This window comes from Pseudoalteromonas sp. J010, assembly GCF_003934235.1.
Classification (GTDB): Bacteria; Pseudomonadota; Gammaproteobacteria; order Enterobacterales; family Alteromonadaceae; genus Pseudoalteromonas; species Pseudoalteromonas peptidolytica.
In genome coordinates, this window is record NZ_RDBW01000052.1 from 1 (window position 1) to 17,555 (window position 17,555).

Genomic DNA, 17,555 nt, shown 5'->3' on the forward strand with positions numbered 1-17,555 from the left:
CCGGAGTCGAACCGAGGTAGACGGATTTGCAATCCGCTGCATGGCCACTCTGCCATTCCGCCAAATTTGGAGCGAGTAACGAGGTTCGAACTCGTGACCTCGACCTTGGCAAGGTCGCGCTCTACCAGCTGAGCTATACTCGCATTCCAACATTTAAAACTATTTAAATTATTTATCTAGCTTTAAACTTTTATCATTAGGAAGTGTTATCAAAATTTCATTTCGATGACACACTGCCCTCTCAACACGGACGCATTCTACAGAAGTTCTTGTACGCGTCAACATAAAAAATGAATGTTTTTAATCGTTTGCTCAATTTTTATCTAAACCGATGAGTTAATAGACTATAACAGTCAAGAATTAGTCAATTCTCCTTTCGCAGCATATAGATACTGCACCATAGAAACTAAAGTTAGTATGGTAGCAATAGCTAAAAGCGCATAACTTAGCATTGTCATCCAATCAGAGAATTGCCAAATTAGCCCGATGATTGCGAGCATCTGCGCAGCTGTCTTGAATTTACCTAACCAGGACACTGCAACACTTCCCCTCTTGCCTTGTTCCGCCATCCACTCTCGCAATGCAGATATAACGATTTCTCTACTAATTATCACCAGCGTTGATATTGTAATAAAGTAATCATTATAGTGTGTGGCAAGAATAACAAGTGCAACACTGACCATCACTTTATCAGCAACTGGATCAAGAAAAGCACCAAACGGTGTTGACTGTTCAAGCTTTCTCGCCAGATATCCATCAAGGATATCAGTAACTGAAGCTAACCAAAAAATAAACGCGGCGGCAAAAAATGCCCATGAATATGGTAAATAAAAAACGACTGCGAATACAGGAATGAGCAGCAACCGAAATGCTGTGAGCGTATTTGGAATATTCCACATAACTACTTGGTATTGTCTTTTTTTCTATGTTCGCATGATTGCTTAAGCTTTGTCATGCAAATGATTAAATATCTTTTCAGCCATGTCAGGGCTGATCCCAGGAACTTGCTTTAATTGATGTATATTTGCAGATTTAACTCCCTGCATGCCTCCTAAAAATTTAAGTAGTGCTTGACGTCGTTTTTGACCAATTCCTTCTATCTCTTCCAGCATTGACTGTGTTCTTTGCTTTTGTCTTTTGTTACGGTGTCCTGCAATTGCAAACCTATGAGACTCGTCGCGGATATGTTGTATCAAGTGTAATGCCGGAGAGTCACTGGCTACATTGATAGTTTTACGGCCACCATCAATCAGTAGCGTCTCCAAACCGGGTTTTCTACTCGTGCCTTTTGCAACACCGATTAAAATAGGCATTTTATCAAGTTGCCAACTTGCAAAAAATGATTCAGCCCTACCTAATTGCCCCTTACCACCATCAATAAAGATAATATCAGGGACTTTGCTCTCATCAGCCATTTTGCCGTAGCGTTTTTTTAACGCAAAATCCATAGCTGCATAATCATCACCTGGCGTAATCCCTGTGACATTATAACGGCGATATTCTTTATTGTTTGGCCCTTGACCGTCAAACACTACGCAAGATGCTACGGTATTTTCTCCCATGGTATGACTGATATCAAAACACTCCATTCTTTGAATGTCAGATAGCCCTATTGCCTCTTTTAGTTTTGCATAGCGCTTTGTGATCGAATCCTGTGCACTTTGTTTTACTTCAATGCTGTTTTGAGCATTTTTATTTGCCAATGCAAGATACTGGGCGCGCTCACCACGCACATTAAACTTAAAGCTTACTTTGCGTTCCGATACCTGACCTAAAGCAGCTTCTAGTGCAACGTAATCATCAACCTTAAACGGCAAAACAATTTCTTTTGCAATTCGAGATTGATTGCCAGATGAAATATAGTATTGTCCTAAAAATGCAGTGAGAACCTCATTTGCACCTGAATCTTTAGGCACCTTGGGAAAATGCGTTTTAGTGCCTAGTACTTTGTGCTCTCGGATCATAAGTACATGAATTGCAACCAAGCCATTTTTTTGCTCAAAGCCAATTACATCCAGCTCTGCAAAATTGCCAGCAATAGACTGCTGCTCTTGCATTTGCCGAAGCAATACGATTTGGTCTCGATATTTAGCAGCCATTTCAAAGTCAAGTGAAATACTTGCTTGCTCCATTTTCTCTACAAGTGCAGCTATCACATCTTGCGAGCGACCAGTTAAAAATTGGCGTACCATGGATACTTGCTCTTGATATTCACTATCCTTGACTTTGCCGACACATGGGCCAGAACACCTTTTTAGTTGGTACTGCAGACAAGGCCTACTCCGAGCGCGATAATAAGCATCTTCACATTGTCTTACTGGGAAGATTTTTTGCATTAGCCGAAGACTTTCAGATACCGCAGAGCTGCTGGGGAATGGCCCGAAGTACTCACCTTTTAACTTTCTACTCCCCCGGTGGAAGGCCAACCTTGGATGTTGATGAGCACTCAAAAAGATATAAGGATAGCTTTTATCATCTCTTAGTAAGATATTATATCTAGGCTGATATTTTTTGATTAGGTTGTTTTCTAGTAACAGCGCCTCTGTTTCTGTGTTTGTCAGGGTAACTTCGATACTCGCTATATTTCCGACCAATACCCTCGTTTTACTGTCGGTGATATTCGCCCGAAAATAACTTGAAACACGCTTTTTTAGGTTTTTTGCTTTGCCAACATAAATAACCTGACATTCCACATCATACATGCGGTATACGCCAGGCTCTGTCGTTAATGTCTTTAGAAAAGATTGATAATCAAATGCTGTCATTTAAAAAATGAACTTAATGATTGCTGTCAATATCTATCATTTTATGGCGGATCGCTAGGTGGGTTAACTCTACATCACCGTTAACATTGAGTTTTTCAAACATTCTGTATCTATAACTATTTACTGTTTTAGAACTTAGGTTTAATCGGTCTGCTATATTTTGCGCTTTTTCGCCTTTTGTGATCATAAGCATTATCTGCAATTCTCTTTCAGATAATGATTGGAACGGATTTTCATCATTTCGACCACTAAATTGAGCAAGTGCTATTTGTTGCGCGATTTCAGGTGCGATATAACGCTGTCCTGCATTAACAGCACGAATGGCGTTAATCATTTCATCTGGCCCAGCTCCTTTGGTCAGGTAGCCGTGCGCACCTATTTGCATCACTTTACTTGGAAATGGATCCTCACAATGTACAGTCAGCACAATCACTTTGACATCTGGACAATAACGGCAAATCTTTTTAGTCGCTTCCAATCCACCAATACCGGGCATGTTCATGTCCATAAGTACTATATCAGGCTCGCTTTGGCGGCAAAAAGTTACAGCTTCTTCACCTGTTTTAGCCTCTCCGACAACTTTAAAACCACGCACATCATCTAAAATGCGTTTTATGCCAGTCCTGACAAGTTCATGATCATCAACTAAAAGCACATTAATCAATGGCACACCCTCTACATATATTTTAGTAAACGGAGCAAAGCAACCTATTACTTCACTTCCTGAAGCATGAGGTTACCACATATTTTTTAAAAGCATAACGATAGAAACAAGAGAAAAATACAAATTTGATATGAAATAACTAAATTGTTAAGAGCTGAAGAAATGTTTGCATATAATTTAAACACCGCTATCGAATTTAATGGCGATAGCGGTGTTTTTGATTAATCTTTTTTGGAAAATTTGTCGACCCAAAGCGCAATAACGCCGTCACCAGTCACATTACATGCAGTACCAAAGCTGTCTTGAGCTAAATACAAAGCAATCATTAATGCGACAGCCCCTTCATCGAATCCAAGCATCGATGTTAATAGTCCTAAAGCAGACATAACAGCGCCGCCCGGTGCCCCAGGAGCAGCTATCATGACGATCCCTAACATAAAAATAAACGGCAAAATTTCAGTAATTGACGGCACAACCATCTCAGGTGATAGCAGCATCACAGCCATGGCACAGGTCACTATCGTAATTGTAGAGCCTGACAGATGGATAGTCGCACACAATGGTACAGTAAAGTTTGCTACTTCATCATTCACGTTATTTGCTTTACTCGCACACAGTGATACAGGAATTGTCGCAGCACTCGACATGGTTCCTATCGCTGTAAAATACGCAGGCAGCATATTTTTTATTAGCTCTATGGGGTTTTTACCCAGCAAGACACCACTTGCCAAAAACAGCACGCTAAGCCATAACCAGTGCATTACGATTGCTGCTAACAGCACAATACCGAAAGTGCTTAAGGTATCGAAAACAGTTCCTGCTACCGCCATTTCAGCAAACACCCCAGCAATATAGAATGGCAAAACAGGGATAATCACTTTGGCAAGCAACATGTCAATAACATCCCTTGCTTCGTCAGTGACCTGCTTTAAATTACTCAAGCCACACTGGCTCATCGCGATACCAAAAATAAAAGCGCTAGCCAGAGCAGTCATTACCCCCATCAGCGGTGGGATTTCTATATTGATGAAGCTCGTAAGATGAGACTCCTCGACAACTTGATAAGCAACTCCACCTTCAAAAAATGGGATAAAGGCATTAACGAGTAAAAATGCCAAAGTTCCGGCAATAACAGTAGAGCTATATGCAAAACCTACTGTTTTACCCAGAAGATGACCCGATCCCTTTGGTAAGCCTGCTATGCCAGAGGCGATAAAAAACAGGATTATCAGAGGAATTGTAAAATTAATGAGTTGCCCTATGATGACTTTAAAAGTGTATAACAGCTCGACCAACACTGTTGGCATGTAAAGCCCTGCCAACATACCAGCAACGATACCCGCCACTAGCTTTAATACGAGAGACATAGATTACTTCCTAGCATATTTTTAAAGACGCTGTTTTAACATGTTTTTGACCCATTTTGCTATTAATTCGATAGAGATAAACTAATTTGTACATTTTATGTATACTGAGTAGCTATCTAACGTAAATAATTGCAACCCAACGAAAACAAATTGTTTCTCTTTATTGCATATCATCTAATAAGCAGTATTCAGTCTCTGTAATCTACTTTTGTCCTTATGTTAAAAGCTGTAACCTGCTCATTCGCTGCACTTTTGTTGTCTAAACCAGTATCCGCCTTGAACACCAATCAAATCCCATTTATTCAACAGGCTGCCAAAATCGATGGGCTCATTGATGATAATGTCTGGCATCAAGCGCTAGAAATTGATATCAACAACGTCACTTGGCCGTATGAAAATGAAAAGAGTCCAGTAAAGACAAGAGCCTATATCTATGAAAATGGTCAATCACTATTCGTTGCTTTTGATGCAAAAGATCCAAACCCAAACTTGATCAGGGCATTTTACAGGGATAGAGACAGGGCGTGGGAAGACGACTTAGTCGGGATCAAAATAGACTCTTTCAATAACGCACAAAGCGCTTATCAGTTTTTTATCAACCCGCTTGGAGTACAGCAAGATTCAATTGAAAATGAGCTGACAAAAAGTGAGAACGGCTCTTGGAATGGTATATGGGATAGTGCTGGTACAATAAACGAAGATGGTTTTATAGTAGAAATTGAGATACCACTGCGTGTACTTAATTTTAGTAATTCAACTGGCAACAAAACCATGGCGATGGAGTTTCTACGATTTTTTCCTAGAAATGAACGACTACGTATCTCTAGCATGACACTGCAACATGCAAATCCCTGTTGGATTTGCCAAATGCCTAAATACCAAGGGCTAGCCAACGCGAAGCAAAGCAGTGATATCGCGATCATTCCCACTTTAGTCGGTAATAGCCAAGAAACTCGCGATATTGAACAAGGCAAAGCAAAACCATGGCAAAAAGAGCACAATATTGAGCCTGGCCTAGACATAAAGTGGGCAATCACCCCCGACACTACTTTCAATGCAACGCTAAATCCTGACTTCTCCCAAGTTGAAGCTGACACTGGTCAATTAAGTGTTAACAATAGTTTTAGCTTATTTTTTCCCGAAAAACGCGCTTTCTTTTTGGATAACTCAGACTATTTCTCATCACACCTAAACCTGATCCATACACGTAACATTTCAGCACCTGACTACGGAGTAAAATTAACTGGCAACAAAAGCGGTCACACTTTTGCTGGCTTTATCGCGAATGACGAGCGACTCAATGTTGTCATTCCCGGAAATCTGGGCTCTCGTGTGGTTTCATTGGAACGCAAAAGCGAAAACATGGCACTTAGATATCGTCGTGACGTAAATAAAGCTTTTTCATTTGGGCTTACATCAACAACGAGGCAGAGTGAAACATACAAGAACCAAGTGGCAAGTTTTGACGCAAAATATAAACCAACGAAAAGTGACTTATTTGAGTTACAACTGCTTGGTTCTGATACCCAATATGACCAACAATTTGTAGATTACCTATGTGACAGCACGCTTGCTAACTGTGATTTAACAGAAAGCGTACTGCGCGTAACAGATGATGATGCGCGTGGTGTAGGCTACTACCTAAATTATGAACATAACCAAAAACACTGGAAAGCATTCTCAAGTTATCAGTCACGCGATGCCGCCGTAAGAACAGACATGGGGTTTATCACTCAAGTAGATTTCAATAAGTTTGTATTTGGAGGAGAGTATCGCTGGTATGGCACTGAGCAAAACTGGTGGAATCGAGCAAAATGGTATGGTGATTGGGATATTTCTCATAATGAGAACGGTGAACTACTAGAAAAGGAAGTGCAAACTAATTTTTCAATTAATGGACCACTCCAAAGCTTTATTGATTTCGGTGTGGAACATAGAAAGCGTACTGGATTAAGGCATGACGAAACCCGCATAGCGATTGATGGTAACACCAGCTTATTCACCGAAAACTCGCAATGGACTTATTTGGAGCTAAAACCAATGGCTGGTATCTTTGCAGGGTTAAAATTAAGTAAAAGTAATCGCGTTGATTTAGCGAATAACAGACTTGGCGATCTAACTTTTGTTCGACCCGTTATTAACCTCAATATTGGCAAGCACTTCGAACTTAGGTTTCGACATACCTATGAGAAAATGAATGCTGAGGGTGCTGATGTATATTCAGCCAACTTAACCGATGTCAGATTAACTTATCAATTTAATATAAATAGCTACTTACGGTTGGCCATCGTCAACACTAACATATCGAGAAACCCCAATAATTATATCAATGAAGTTGACGCAACCTATAAGAGTCTAAGTACGCAGCTACTGTACTCGTACAAGTTAAATCCTCAAACGGTATTCTTTGCAGGTTATTCTGATCATGGCTTCCAAGATGATGATTTATCTAAAATTATTAAAGACGATAAGCGTATTTTCATGAAGTTTAGTTATGCCTGGTTGATGTAAAAAAGCACTTTTAAATAACAATTGGCTATAAGCAAAATTGATATATCTTATAGCCAATCTTTCCTTTTATTTTGTGAAATGCGCRGTAAAGTGATGGAATACAAGCAAACCTAGATTAGGGAACACAAATGACTAAAGTATACTCAGATAACAGTCTCACTATCGGTAATACGCCTTTAGTAAAAATTAACCGCGTTTCTGGTGGTAACGTTTACGCAAAAGTTGAAGCGCGAAACCCAAGCTTCAGCGTAAAGTGTCGTATTGGTGCTTCTATGATCTGGGAAGCTGAAAAATCTGGACTATTAACGGAAGGTAAAGAGCTAATTGAGCCTACTTCAGGTAACACAGGTATTGCATTGGCTTTTGTTGCTGCTTCACGAGGCTATAAATTAACATTAACGATGCCAAATACAATGAGCCTTGAACGTCGTAAACTGTTAAAAGCACTTGGTGCAAACTTAGTACTCACTGAGGGTGCAAAAGGCATGAAAGGTGCTATCGAAAAAGCAAATGAAATCCAAGCAAGTGACCCTGATAAGTACATTCTGCTTCAACAATTTGAAAACCCAGCAAACCCTAAAATCCACTTTGAGACGACAGGTCCAGAGATTTTTGAAGCGCTAGAGGGCAATATTGACTACTTCGTCGCAGGCGTAGGTACTGGTGGTACAATCACGGGGGTTTCTCGCTACCTTAAAAATGAAAAGGGCTTAAATGTTAAATCAATTGCAGTCGAGCCTTCTGACTCACCTGTGATAACACAGACATTGGCAGGCGAAGAAGTTAAACCCGGTCCTCATAAAATCCAAGGTATTGGCGCAGGTTTCATACCTGGCAACCTTGACCTTGAGCTTATCGACGGAGTCGAGTTAGTTTCTAACGAAGACGCTATTGCCATGGCTCATCAGCTAATGAAAGATGAAGGGATCCTTGTTGGTATTTCTTCTGGCGCTGCACTTGTTGCCGCCAAGCGCATTGCTGAATTACCTGAAAATGCAGATAAGAATATTGTTGTTATCTTACCAAGTGCCGCAGAGCGCTACCTTACCAGTCCTCTATTTGCAGATACATTCTCTGAGCAAGAACTAGTGCAATAGGTAAACAGCGGTATATATCAAAATAAAGGGGCCTAGGTGCCCTTTTATTTTTTAAGTTGTTCCTTTTAATTCCCTTCACTACACTTTAGCTATCTTTTACTTTTACGGTTTAGATCATGGTTAGAGCCTTCATTCTTGTATTTCTTTTCTTTCTAAACAACAGCAGCTACGCCGAGAATTTGAATGTAGCCTACTTTAAAGAGGGACAGTTTAGAATTGTTGCAGGTGAGAAATATCAAGGTGGCTATCTATATAATAAAAAAGCCAAAAAACCTCTCATTCACCTTGTAACACTCGATTGGCCACCATACATCGGTGCGGATCTGTGTAATAAAGGATGGGCTTTTCAATTTGCGGTGGCCGTTCTGACAGATTTAGACTATCAAGTTTTTGTCGAGTTTTTACCTTGGGCACGAGCAGTAAGAGCCGTTGAAACAGGCAAAGCCGATATTCTCTTTCCTGAGTATTATATTGAAGATTCAGCGCCATCGGATAATCACAAAGACAAAACTCGTCGAGAGTTACTCGCATTATCTAACGCATTTCCTGGCGGTGAGATTGGGTTTCTTAAACGCCGTGGTGAAGAAGATAGATTTGATGGTAACTTAAATTCAGTCAAGAATGAGCTCATCGGGGTGGTCAGAGGTTATCAAAATACCCCTGAGTTTGATGCTATGATGGACAATGGTGAGTTTATTACTGTTGAAGCTGTAAACGACTTACAGCTTGTAAAGCTGCTAGTTGGAAAGCGTGTTAACTTGGTGATCGGCGATCCTAAAGTCCTTCGATTTACGGTTAACTATTCTGATTTACCGCGTTCAGAAAAAATAGAGTTATTGCGAAATATCGAAAATGTTACTCCCCCAATTCAGTACAACCATCTTTATTTTGCATTGAGTAAGCAAAAGCCCCATTGGCGTGAATTACTTAAGGACATAAATCGCAACCTTTATCAATTCGAAAATAGTGGTGAAACACAAAGGATGATCGATATGGTTAGTAGTGAATGCTATTAATATTAGTAATTTATTAAAAGCAAAGTCATTGGTATGGGGACTTAGTAACTAGCAGCTTCCGTGCTATCAAAAAACAGTTGATTATCATCGTAAATTTGAAGCCAAAGTCTTTTCATCACTTTGCTCATACCAAAGAGCCTACACATTTTGTAGTCAAATCAACACCAATAAGTGCCTAATTTAGAAGTGTATTCACGTGATTTGTGTCAAACTGACTGTTATGGATTGCTGCTAGTTAACCTGCACTCGGGGTAATTAGTTAGTTAATACCAAGGTATTTATGAACTTGAACAGACAGACGCCAGTTTTTTGCCTTACAGTTGTCAATCGCCAACTTAGTCGCTTTTGCTTTTTGACTAATAGGTTGAAGATAAACTAACTTAGGCTCAATATTGGTGTCTTTAAATAATCGCTCTAACTCTTCAATATGCTTTTGCATCGCTACAGGATGTTTAATTTCATCTGCTCGAGCCATCGCGCTTGGCAACACTTTATAACCGCCACGCATATTAATCTTTGGCGATACTGTCACCCATGTCTCTTTAGGGGCTAAAATTTCGAAAGTGCCACTGGTCTCGATTTGTGTGCTATACCCTTTATCATGAAGCAAGGTACACAATGGCCTCAAATCAAACATGCAAGGCTCACCACCGGTGATAACAACATGCTTTGCTTGATAGCCTCGCGATTCGAATGTAGCCAAAATATCATCGGCGCTGGCATTTGCCCAAAACTCTGAATCTGCCTTTTTTTCAACTGTTTCGTTTAAGGAAACGATGAATGTATCGTTTGTTTCCCAGGTTTGTTTTGTATCGCACCATGAGCAACCTACGGGACATCCCTGTAAACGGAGAAAGATCGAAGGTGTACCTGTAAAGCTAGCCTCCCCCTGAATTGTTTCGAATATTTCGTTAACCTTGTACAAAATGGCCCCGTGTTTAAGATAAAATTGTCGAAAATTACCGCTAGAAAATTGTTATTTACCCAGCGGCCGTGTAGTATATCGCGCCCTGAAGTAAACCTCTATCAAAATCGAGGCAAAACACCTATGAGCGAAAAAGTTGTCGTAATTTATTCTGGCGGAATGGATTCTTACACCGTGTTAAACAAGGCCGTCAACGAGGGGCATGAAGTCTACGCATTATCTTTCAATTATGGTCAACGACATGTAAAAGAGCTACAAGTCGCCGCGAATGTTTGTAAAAAGCTTGGCGTCGCTCATAAGGTTGTTGATATTTCAGCGATAAACCAACTGCTAGCAGGCTCGAGCTTAACCGATGACATAGAAGTCCCCGAGGGACACTATGAAGRGGAAAGCATGAAGAGCACAATTGTGCCTAATAGGAATATGATTTTACTCTCTCTTGCTGTTGGATATGCGGTTTCTTTACAGGCGAGTAAAGTATTTTACGGTGCGCATTCTGGAGATCATGCTATTTACCCCGACTGCCGTCCTGAGTTTGTAAAAAAAATGGATGATGTTTGCCGCATCGCAAACTACGACGCTGTTGAAATCGTGAGCCCGTACCTTAACAACTCGAAGATTGATATTTTAACAGACGGACTAGAGATGGGATTAGATTACGCTGACACTTGGACATGTTACAATGGACGTGAGAAAGCCTGCGGTAAGTGTGGAGCATGTCAAGAGCGCCTTGAAGCGTTTGAGCTTAACAATGCTACGGATCCTCTCCCGTACGAGTAACCATCTTTATGAAGGGGAAGCACAAAGTATTTAAGTGACTTGAGCCCCCCTTCGCTACACGCAACTATAATAAAAAAGCTTGCTTCGTATTGTCAGAAACAATACGAAAAACACTGCCCTTCCCTGTTTTACTCGTAAGTTGAAAAGCAGTGTTCAGTGTTATACCGGTTAGTCTTAATACTTGTTCAATTTGAAGGGTCAAATCTGACGCTGACTACGTTAAAAATTTCTTTTTAGARCAACTAAGTAGCAAAATTTTGACCTTAACTATACCTTGGCGTGAGCAGGACCCAGAAGCGAAGTTATCGACAAAGTTTTCTCGCCTCAAAATACATCACTTAATTAAGACAATTGGTATAAATGAGCACGAGCATACCTTATTTGCGCTAATTACAGATCCTACAGCCAAGTATAAGCTTTTATGCAAGGTCAGGTGCATTACTTAACCGGTAATGTAACGCCTTCAAATAGCTTATCAATATCATCCTGATTGCGTAGTAAACTTGCCCGCTCAACAACATCCTTTGTTAAATGTGGAGCAAACCGCTCAATAAAGTCATACATGTACCCCCTTAAAAAACTTCCCTTTCTAAAGCCAATTTTTGTGGTACTAGCTTCAAAGAGGTGACTGGCATCGATACAAACTAAATCGCTGTCTGACTTTTCATCCAATGCCATAGAGGCCAATACACCTACCCCCAATCCCAAACGAACATAGGTTTTTATTACATCAGCGTCTGTCGCAGTAAACACGATATGTGGCTCTAATCCATGTGCATTAAATGCTTTATCAAGCTCAGAGCGACCTGTAAAACCGAAAACATATGTGATCAACGGGTACTTCGCTACATCTTGAACCGTCAATGCTTTACCTTTTTGTGCCAATGGGTGATCTTTAGCGACCACAATACTTCGATTCCAGTGGTAACAGGGTAACATGACCAAGTCGCTATATAAGTGCAAAGCTTCCGTCGCAATCGCAAAATCAGCATCGCCCCGGGCCGCTGCATCAGAAATTTGCTGAGGTGTGCCTTGATGCATGTGTAAAGATACCGCTGGGTATTTTTGCATAAACCCCTGTATAACCGGAGGCAACGCATAGCGAGCCTGAGTGTGCGTTGTCGCGATATTTAACTTTCCTTGATCCGGCAAAGTATGTTCGTTTGCGACCGCCTTAATTCCCTCAACTTTACTCAAAATTTCGCGCGCAATATTAATTATTTCATTTCCCGCCCCAGTTACGTGTGTTAGATGTTTGCCACTGCGGCCAAAGATTTGTACACCCAACTCATCCTCGAGCATACGTACTTGCTTCGAAATACCTGGTTGAGAAGTATATAAGCTTTCCGCCGTTGCTGACACATTTAAGTTGTGATTCAACACTTCGACGATGTATCTCAATTGTTGTAATTTCATATTGCTTTTATTCTTATGATCTCTATTAAGTCGGGTATCAGCCAATGGCTGACTTGTATAAGTTTGCTAAGTTTAGCGTATAGTATTGTTGTTCGCCCACAACAACACCTACACAGTGCACTTGCTTGGCTTTTCGGTCAGTCGTAAGGACCATTGCTTTGTCATAACTACGTAAGGTGTTAATTCACAAACTGAAAACGGCTTGTAGTTTTAAAGCGGATATCACTTCTGCGTCGGTTTAGAAAATATACTGTTTTACCTTATTGGGCTTTGATACCAAGTCATTGCATGAACATTTAATGTAACGAAATCAAGTGCTATTAGGATAAAATGACACGCTAACATTTTAAACACCTAAGCTCTAGGCTAGCATATTTGCTTATAATGAGGTAGACGAGGAGGTGTAAATATCTTTATTTTCCTGTTCAATTTTGCTTTTCGTTTTCTGCGCACGCTCAGAGTCTTCAAACGCCCTTTGTTTAGTGTTCAACTATATTTTACTAAAATTAAGCATGCGCGTTAGCATCAGCTATACTAAAAAATGATGAATTCCTTATCTTTTTTTTCGTTGAATTGTCGTAAACCTGTTCAGAATAGTAAGAATTCATGTAAGATAAAAAAATTAGACTGGTTGTTTGCATGAAAGAGATTTCAGTATGTTTGTTTCGATTATAATAATGTTGATTGTTGCACTTATCGTCATAGCTGTGTGGGTGAGCGCAATCCAGCAACATAAAGAGAAACAAGAAGCAGAGAGGCGCAAGGAGCTTGCTAAGCAAAAGCGCGTAATAGAAGAAGCCGAAGACGTCATTATGAATGGCAGTAATATCCCGATGTCTGAAGCGATGATTCGGATTATTCAGCGTCGAGTGCACGATGCGCTTGCGGCGATGGTGGAGTTGTCGCCAACATCAAAAGAGTTAAAAAGTCGATTACACGAGTCTCAAGAGCGTTTAAACTCTACACCTGAAAAGACCGCAGACTCTGATACTATTGCCCTACCCGATAACGACAAACAAATAATCTCTTTAGTCCAAGGGATAAAAAAGCTACGTCAGTTACTTCGCTCTGAGCACAGTAAGGGTAAAGTTGATACGCAGCTATTTGTAAATGAAGATCGGAGGCTTGAGCGCTTTCAACTGAGAATAAATGTAGAAAGTCAAATCAAACGAGGCCTCTCAGCACGTACTGCAAACATGGTCGGTTCTGCTAGGCAATACTTTGAAAAAGCGTACGCGACAATATGTGCAGTTTCACATAACGACGAATATGTAAAAGAAAAAAAAGCACAGCTTGAAAGCTATTTGGAAGAGATAAGTAGCGAGCTTAGAGCCTCTAACGCATCGGCTGTGAAAAAGAAAGCAGAACAAGAACAAGATGATTTAGACGTTTTGTTTGCGCCTAAGAAGAAGTGGTGATCCCAGAGTTTTAAGTAAAAGGTTGGCAATCCAGCCTTTTACTAATAAACCTGAGCTTCTGATAATTAATACCTTTCTAGCAGCCAGTTAGCGCTGACTGCGTTAAATTCACTTCTAACAGCCAACTAGTGGTGCGTAAACTCGCCTTGTCTATATAATGTAGCTACCTTAGCGGAAGCGATGTTTTCCCTAAAACTCTCAGGTCTAGACAAGGAACAAAACTAAGCTGTGCTCTAGCAACAATGAGTTAGCTCATTCCTTATCCCAACCTCAAGTTAATTAGTTATATATTGCGTGTTGGTTACGTCACTGCGAACTTGATAATAAACAAAAAGGTCAATATCCAGACACTGATACTTATTTCATTGGCTTTATTACACATCAATTTTACCGCTGTATAGGAAATAAAGCCCAATGCGATGCCATGAGCAATAGAAAACGTCAGCGGCGTCATTAACAACACGACACTCACAGGTATAGCATCACTCATTTCATCCCAGTTAATCAGCTTTAAGTTTTGCAGCATCAAGACAGAAACATACAATATTGCCCCGGCAGTCGCATAAGCAGGAACCATTTGAGCTAAAGGCGCAAAAAACATCATTAACAAAAAGCATAAACCAACAACAACGGCAGTTAAGCCTGTACGCCCGCCTACTGAGACTCCCGAGACCGACTCAATATACGATGTTGTCGTTGACGTACCAAGAACCGAGCCGGCTATTGTTGCCGTGCTATCGGCAGAAAGCGCTCGACCTAAACGCGGCATTCTGCCATGTTCATCAGACAACCCCGCTTTTTGAGTAACTGCCACAAGTGTGCCACTGGTATCAAATAAATCGACGAATAAGAATGCAAAAACAACACTTAGCATTGAGAGCTCAAAAATTCCGCTTAAGTCTAACTGCATATAAGTGGGCGCTATACTTGGTGGTATATCTACGACTCCATGGTAGTCAACCAAGCCCATCCACCATGCAATAAGGGTTACTAGCAAAATGCTTATCAAAACGCCGCTTTTAACTTCGCGATACATCAACGCTGCGATAACAAAGAAACTCGCAATGGCTAATAAAGGTCCAGGAGAGGTAATATCACCAAGTTGTACTAAGGTGGCAGGACTGGCCACAATAATTTGCGCATTTTTAAGCGCTATCAAGGCCAAAAACGCGCCAATACCAGCTGCAATCGCGCGTTTTAAAACGAGAGGTATTGCTTGAATTACCCATTCTCTTATTTTGAATATACTCAATAACAAAAAAAGGCAGCCAGACATGAAAACGGCACCTAAGGCACTTTGCCACGTGTATCCCATGCCAAGTACTACACCATAAGTGAAAAAAGCATTTAACCCCATACCTGGCGCTAATGCCAATGGGTAATTAGCCCATAAGCCCATGATAAAGCAACCAATTGCAGCTGCGATACAAGTTGCCACAAAAGCAGCGCCATGATCCATACCTGCTTCTGCAAGCATTGCTGGGTTGACAAAGACAATATAAACCATGGTGACAAATGTTGTTAAGCCTGCGATCACCTCTGTTTTTACATTGGTGTGCATGGCTTGTAGTGAAAATAAGCGTTCGAGCATAAGTATAATTTACGATTTAGAGGAACAAGTGGTTGGATTTTAACACGAATCACTTTAAAACTCGGACAAATTAGTTAAAATTCAGCTACACTCTGCTTATAAATATTATTGCGAATATAGATATGGATCAAAACAGCACTGATAACTCAGCAAATCATGATTTAGAGCAGCAGCTGCTGAATGTGCTTGAATTTGTCACTTCACCATTAACAGCAGATGCAAAATTTCCAGATACCCTTGATAATGCACAAGCGCTGAAGAAAGGTTTATATTATTTAAAAGAAAAGTCCTTTCCACTTGCAGCAAAGTGGCTACGTTTAGCAGCCATGTCGGGAGAATTAAAAGCACAGTTCTTTTTGGGATTACTATTTATGAAAGGTCAAGGCGTTCCACCTAGTCCGTTTCATGCAGCAGCATGGCTTACTCTGGCAAGTAGCCAAGGTCATAAAGGGGCTGAGCAAGTACTACAGGATGTGAGAAGGTTTCTGACGACTAAACGCTATCGCGATGCCCAATGTTACGCGGCAACGCTTTACGAGCAAATTCATCAACTTCAGCATATAAGCCGCTAGCTATTGCAAACTAACTGACTCACGCGCCACAGTGACGGTTTCAAATGCGTCATACTAAGAAACAGTCACTGCAAAATATCTAATACTTTAACCCATGTTGTCTGTCGTACACCCACCGTTATTACACGTCAGTAGAAACAATTTGACTGACTTAATTGATATTTTGACATCCACAAACATTAGCAATGTAAAACACAATAGACTTATTATATCTTTATTTTCAGATGGTTAATACTTCAACAGCTGAGACAAGAGAGTCAATTAAGAGTTATTTAAAAACTATAAGTTACCTCTTTGCATAGCCAAACCACGGATTATTGAAATAATCTAAGGTTAAATAAAAAAGCTTGCGTTCGACGCATTGAACTTGGTGCTGCCTAGGTAAAGTTGTCTAAAAAATTCACAATTGTTCTTGCATTAAACAACTGTATAAACTACTGTATACACATACTGTATAAATAGCCAGTGAGTTAATTATGTTACGTACCGACGCATCTCTCATCGCAACACCTACTACGTACAATGCAGCAAATCGCATAAATGAAGTGTGGGTAGAAGATGAAATTACCGCAAGTCTTGCGCTACTAAAAGTCTTACATACATGCCAAAACAAGCATGCTTGGACATTGCTCATCGCTCCGGACAACGTACCTAACAAATCTTTACTAGAGAGTGGTTCTGTTGATACGAGTAAGCTACTAGTGATTAGGAAAAAACATATTTATGACCTTGAGTACGTGCTTAAAAGTGCTATCAGCAATGGAAATTTTGCGTCGGTCGTATTGTGGAAGGACTTTTCATCAGCGAAGGCAATCAAAGAGATGCAGCTTCCGGCTTCTGATGTCATAATCCATTGTTTTCAAGGTATGTAAAACGCTACAATAGCGAGACATAACCTCAGATAAAATGTCACTATGTTTTGCTATTGCAACTCTTCTACTTCATATTCACAATGTTGTGAACCCTATATAACTGGTGTAAAAACCGCAGAAACACCTCAAAAATTAATGCGCTCTCGCTACAGTGCGTATTGTGTTAAAGATGCAGATTACATCCATAATACATATAGTTCCGCAAAACGGCCTGATAATAGTGTTGGAGATATTGCTGCTTTTGCAGACTATGCCAAGTTCATCAAACTTGAGGTGCTCGAAGAAATAGCAAATGATCCATCGGGAGTTGTTGAGTTCAAAGCATATTATATTGCTGAAAATTGTCTCTATACCTTACATGAAAGGTCAAACTTTATCGTTGAACAAGGAGCATGGAAATACGTTGACGGTGAGCTTTATGACACACCAGTTACTAAAGTTGGGAGGAATGACCTTTGTCCGTGTGGTAGTAATAAGAAGTACAAAAAGTGCCATGCCACTTGAGCAATCTCAGCCCCGCGTATTTGCCTCAGCCTGCAATAACCCTATAATGATTAGTCT

At 40.4% G+C, this 17,555-nt stretch carries 15 protein-coding genes and 1 tRNA gene; 8 read left to right on the forward strand and 8 right to left on the reverse strand.

All coding sequences use genetic code 11. The features are described from left to right. Positions 1-67: 67 nt before the first annotated feature. From EAG18_RS20930 to EAG18_RS20950, 5 genes are all read right to left on the reverse strand, one after another. Positions 68-143: transfer RNA gene (locus tag EAG18_RS20930), tRNA-Gly, on the reverse strand. 210 nt (positions 144-353) lie between these two features. Next, positions 354-899 (reverse strand): CDP-diacylglycerol--glycerol-3-phosphate 3-phosphatidyltransferase, encoded by a 546-nt coding sequence (gene pgsA, locus EAG18_RS20935; protein WP_125254293.1) that lies wholly within the window; start codon positions 897-899, stop codon positions 354-356. 42 nt (positions 900-941) lie between these two features. Further along, positions 942-2,765, reverse strand: coding sequence for an excinuclease ABC subunit UvrC (uvrC, locus tag EAG18_RS20940; RefSeq protein ID WP_125254294.1), 1,824 nt, complete (start codon positions 2,763-2,765; stop codon positions 942-944). A gap of 13 nt (positions 2,766-2,778) precedes the next feature. Continuing rightward, complete coding sequence (gene uvrY, locus EAG18_RS20945; protein WP_125254295.1) at positions 2,779-3,429, reverse strand: UvrY/SirA/GacA family response regulator transcription factor; 651 nt, start codon at positions 3,427-3,429, stop codon at positions 2,779-2,781. A gap of 221 nt (positions 3,430-3,650) precedes the next feature. Further along, the gene (locus EAG18_RS20950) at positions 3,651-4,796 is read right to left on the reverse strand and encodes a dicarboxylate/amino acid:cation symporter (RefSeq protein ID WP_125254296.1); all 1,146 of its coding nucleotides are present in this window, start codon (positions 4,794-4,796) and stop codon (positions 3,651-3,653) included. Between the two features lie 216 nt (positions 4,797-5,012). On the opposite strand from EAG18_RS20950, the gene EAG18_RS20955 reads away from it, so the two are divergent. From EAG18_RS20955 to EAG18_RS20965, 3 genes are all read left to right on the forward strand, one after another. Then, on the forward strand, positions 5,013-7,307 hold the full coding sequence (locus EAG18_RS20955; protein WP_125254297.1) for a carbohydrate binding family 9 domain-containing protein: 2,295 nt from the start codon (positions 5,013-5,015) through the stop codon (positions 7,305-7,307). A gap of 128 nt (positions 7,308-7,435) precedes the next feature. Continuing rightward, positions 7,436-8,404 carry a cysteine synthase A gene (cysK, locus tag EAG18_RS20960; protein WP_125254298.1) on the forward strand — a complete coding sequence of 323 codons (969 nt, stop codon included), beginning with the start codon at positions 7,436-7,438 and terminating at the stop codon, positions 8,402-8,404. Between the two features lie 116 nt (positions 8,405-8,520). Then, positions 8,521-9,420: a transporter substrate-binding domain-containing protein gene (locus EAG18_RS20965; protein ID WP_125254299.1), complete on the forward strand. Its 900-nt coding sequence runs from the start codon at positions 8,521-8,523 to the stop codon at positions 9,418-9,420. Between the two features lie 259 nt (positions 9,421-9,679). On the opposite strand, the gene queE is transcribed toward EAG18_RS20965, so the two are convergent. Beyond that, positions 9,680-10,345, reverse strand: coding sequence for a 7-carboxy-7-deazaguanine synthase QueE (gene queE, locus EAG18_RS20970; protein WP_125254300.1), 666 nt, complete (start codon positions 10,343-10,345; stop codon positions 9,680-9,682). Between the two features lie 123 nt (positions 10,346-10,468). Between queE and queC the strand changes: the two genes are divergently transcribed. Next, on the forward strand, positions 10,469-11,125 hold the full coding sequence (queC, locus tag EAG18_RS20975; RefSeq protein ID WP_125254301.1) for a 7-cyano-7-deazaguanine synthase QueC: 657 nt from the start codon (positions 10,469-10,471) through the stop codon (positions 11,123-11,125). 438 nt (positions 11,126-11,563) lie between these two features. Here the strand turns inward: queC and cysB are convergent, their stop codons facing one another. Next, a complete protein-coding gene (cysB, locus tag EAG18_RS20980) occupies positions 11,564-12,541 on the reverse strand; it encodes an HTH-type transcriptional regulator CysB (protein ID WP_125254302.1) in 978 nt (325 codons plus the stop codon). 656 nt (positions 12,542-13,197) lie between these two features. Between cysB and EAG18_RS20985 the strand changes: the two genes are divergently transcribed. Further along, entirely contained in the window at positions 13,198-13,959 is a 762-nt protein-coding gene (locus EAG18_RS20985) for a hypothetical protein (protein WP_125254303.1), read from the forward strand. 301 nt (positions 13,960-14,260) lie between these two features. On the opposite strand, the gene EAG18_RS20990 is transcribed toward EAG18_RS20985, so the two are convergent. Beyond that, positions 14,261-15,550: an NCS2 family permease gene (locus tag EAG18_RS20990; RefSeq protein ID WP_125254304.1), complete on the reverse strand. Its 1,290-nt coding sequence runs from the start codon at positions 15,548-15,550 to the stop codon at positions 14,261-14,263. A gap of 122 nt (positions 15,551-15,672) precedes the next feature. Between EAG18_RS20990 and EAG18_RS20995 the strand changes: the two genes are divergently transcribed. The 3 genes from EAG18_RS20995 to EAG18_RS21005 all read left to right on the forward strand — a co-directional run bounded on the left by EAG18_RS20995 (position 15,673) and on the right by EAG18_RS21005 (position 17,498). Beyond that, on the forward strand, positions 15,673-16,122 hold the full coding sequence (locus tag EAG18_RS20995; RefSeq protein ID WP_125254305.1) for an SEL1-like repeat protein: 450 nt from the start codon (positions 15,673-15,675) through the stop codon (positions 16,120-16,122). A 476-nt stretch (positions 16,123-16,598) separates the two neighbouring features. Beyond that, positions 16,599-16,994, forward strand: a complete 396-nt coding sequence (locus EAG18_RS21000) for a hypothetical protein (RefSeq protein ID WP_125254306.1) — start codon at positions 16,599-16,601, stop codon at positions 16,992-16,994. Positions 16,995-17,036: 42 nt separating this feature from the next. Next, positions 17,037-17,498, forward strand: a complete 462-nt coding sequence (locus EAG18_RS21005) for a YchJ family protein (RefSeq protein ID WP_275557362.1) — start codon at positions 17,037-17,039, stop codon at positions 17,496-17,498. Positions 17,499-17,555 lie beyond the last annotated feature (57 nt).

Excerpts from the sequence above, each read along its gene's own strand:
- EAG18_RS20955 (WP_125254297.1), top strand. The coding sequence starts at position 5,013 with ATGTTAAAAGCTGTAACCTGCTCATTCGCTGCACTTTTGTTGTCTAAA.
- EAG18_RS20950 (WP_125254296.1), bottom strand. The coding sequence starts at position 4,796 with ATGTCTCTCGTATTAAAGCTAGTGGCGGGTATCGTTGCTGGTATGTTG.
- EAG18_RS21000 (WP_125254306.1), top strand. The coding sequence starts at position 16,599 with ATGTTACGTACCGACGCATCTCTCATCGCAACACCTACTACGTACAAT.
- pgsA (WP_125254293.1), bottom strand. The coding sequence starts at position 899 with ATGTGGAATATTCCAAATACGCTCACAGCATTTCGGTTGCTGCTCATT.
- cysB (WP_125254302.1), bottom strand. The coding sequence starts at position 12,541 with ATGAAATTACAACAATTGAGATACATCGTCGAAGTGTTGAATCACAAC.
- EAG18_RS20995 (WP_125254305.1), top strand. The coding sequence starts at position 15,673 with ATGGATCAAAACAGCACTGATAACTCAGCAAATCATGATTTAGAGCAG.
- uvrC (WP_125254294.1), bottom strand. The coding sequence starts at position 2,765 with ATGACAGCATTTGATTATCAATCTTTTCTAAAGACATTAACGACAGAG.
- EAG18_RS20990 (WP_125254304.1), bottom strand. The coding sequence starts at position 15,550 with ATGCTCGAACGCTTATTTTCACTACAAGCCATGCACACCAATGTAAAA.
- EAG18_RS21005 (WP_275557362.1), top strand. The coding sequence starts at position 17,037 with ATGTTTTGCTATTGCAACTCTTCTACTTCATATTCACAATGTTGTGAA.
- EAG18_RS20985 (WP_125254303.1), top strand. The coding sequence starts at position 13,198 with ATGTTTGTTTCGATTATAATAATGTTGATTGTTGCACTTATCGTCATA.
- EAG18_RS20965 (WP_125254299.1), top strand. The coding sequence starts at position 8,521 with ATGGTTAGAGCCTTCATTCTTGTATTTCTTTTCTTTCTAAACAACAGC.
- cysK (WP_125254298.1), top strand. The coding sequence starts at position 7,436 with ATGACTAAAGTATACTCAGATAACAGTCTCACTATCGGTAATACGCCT.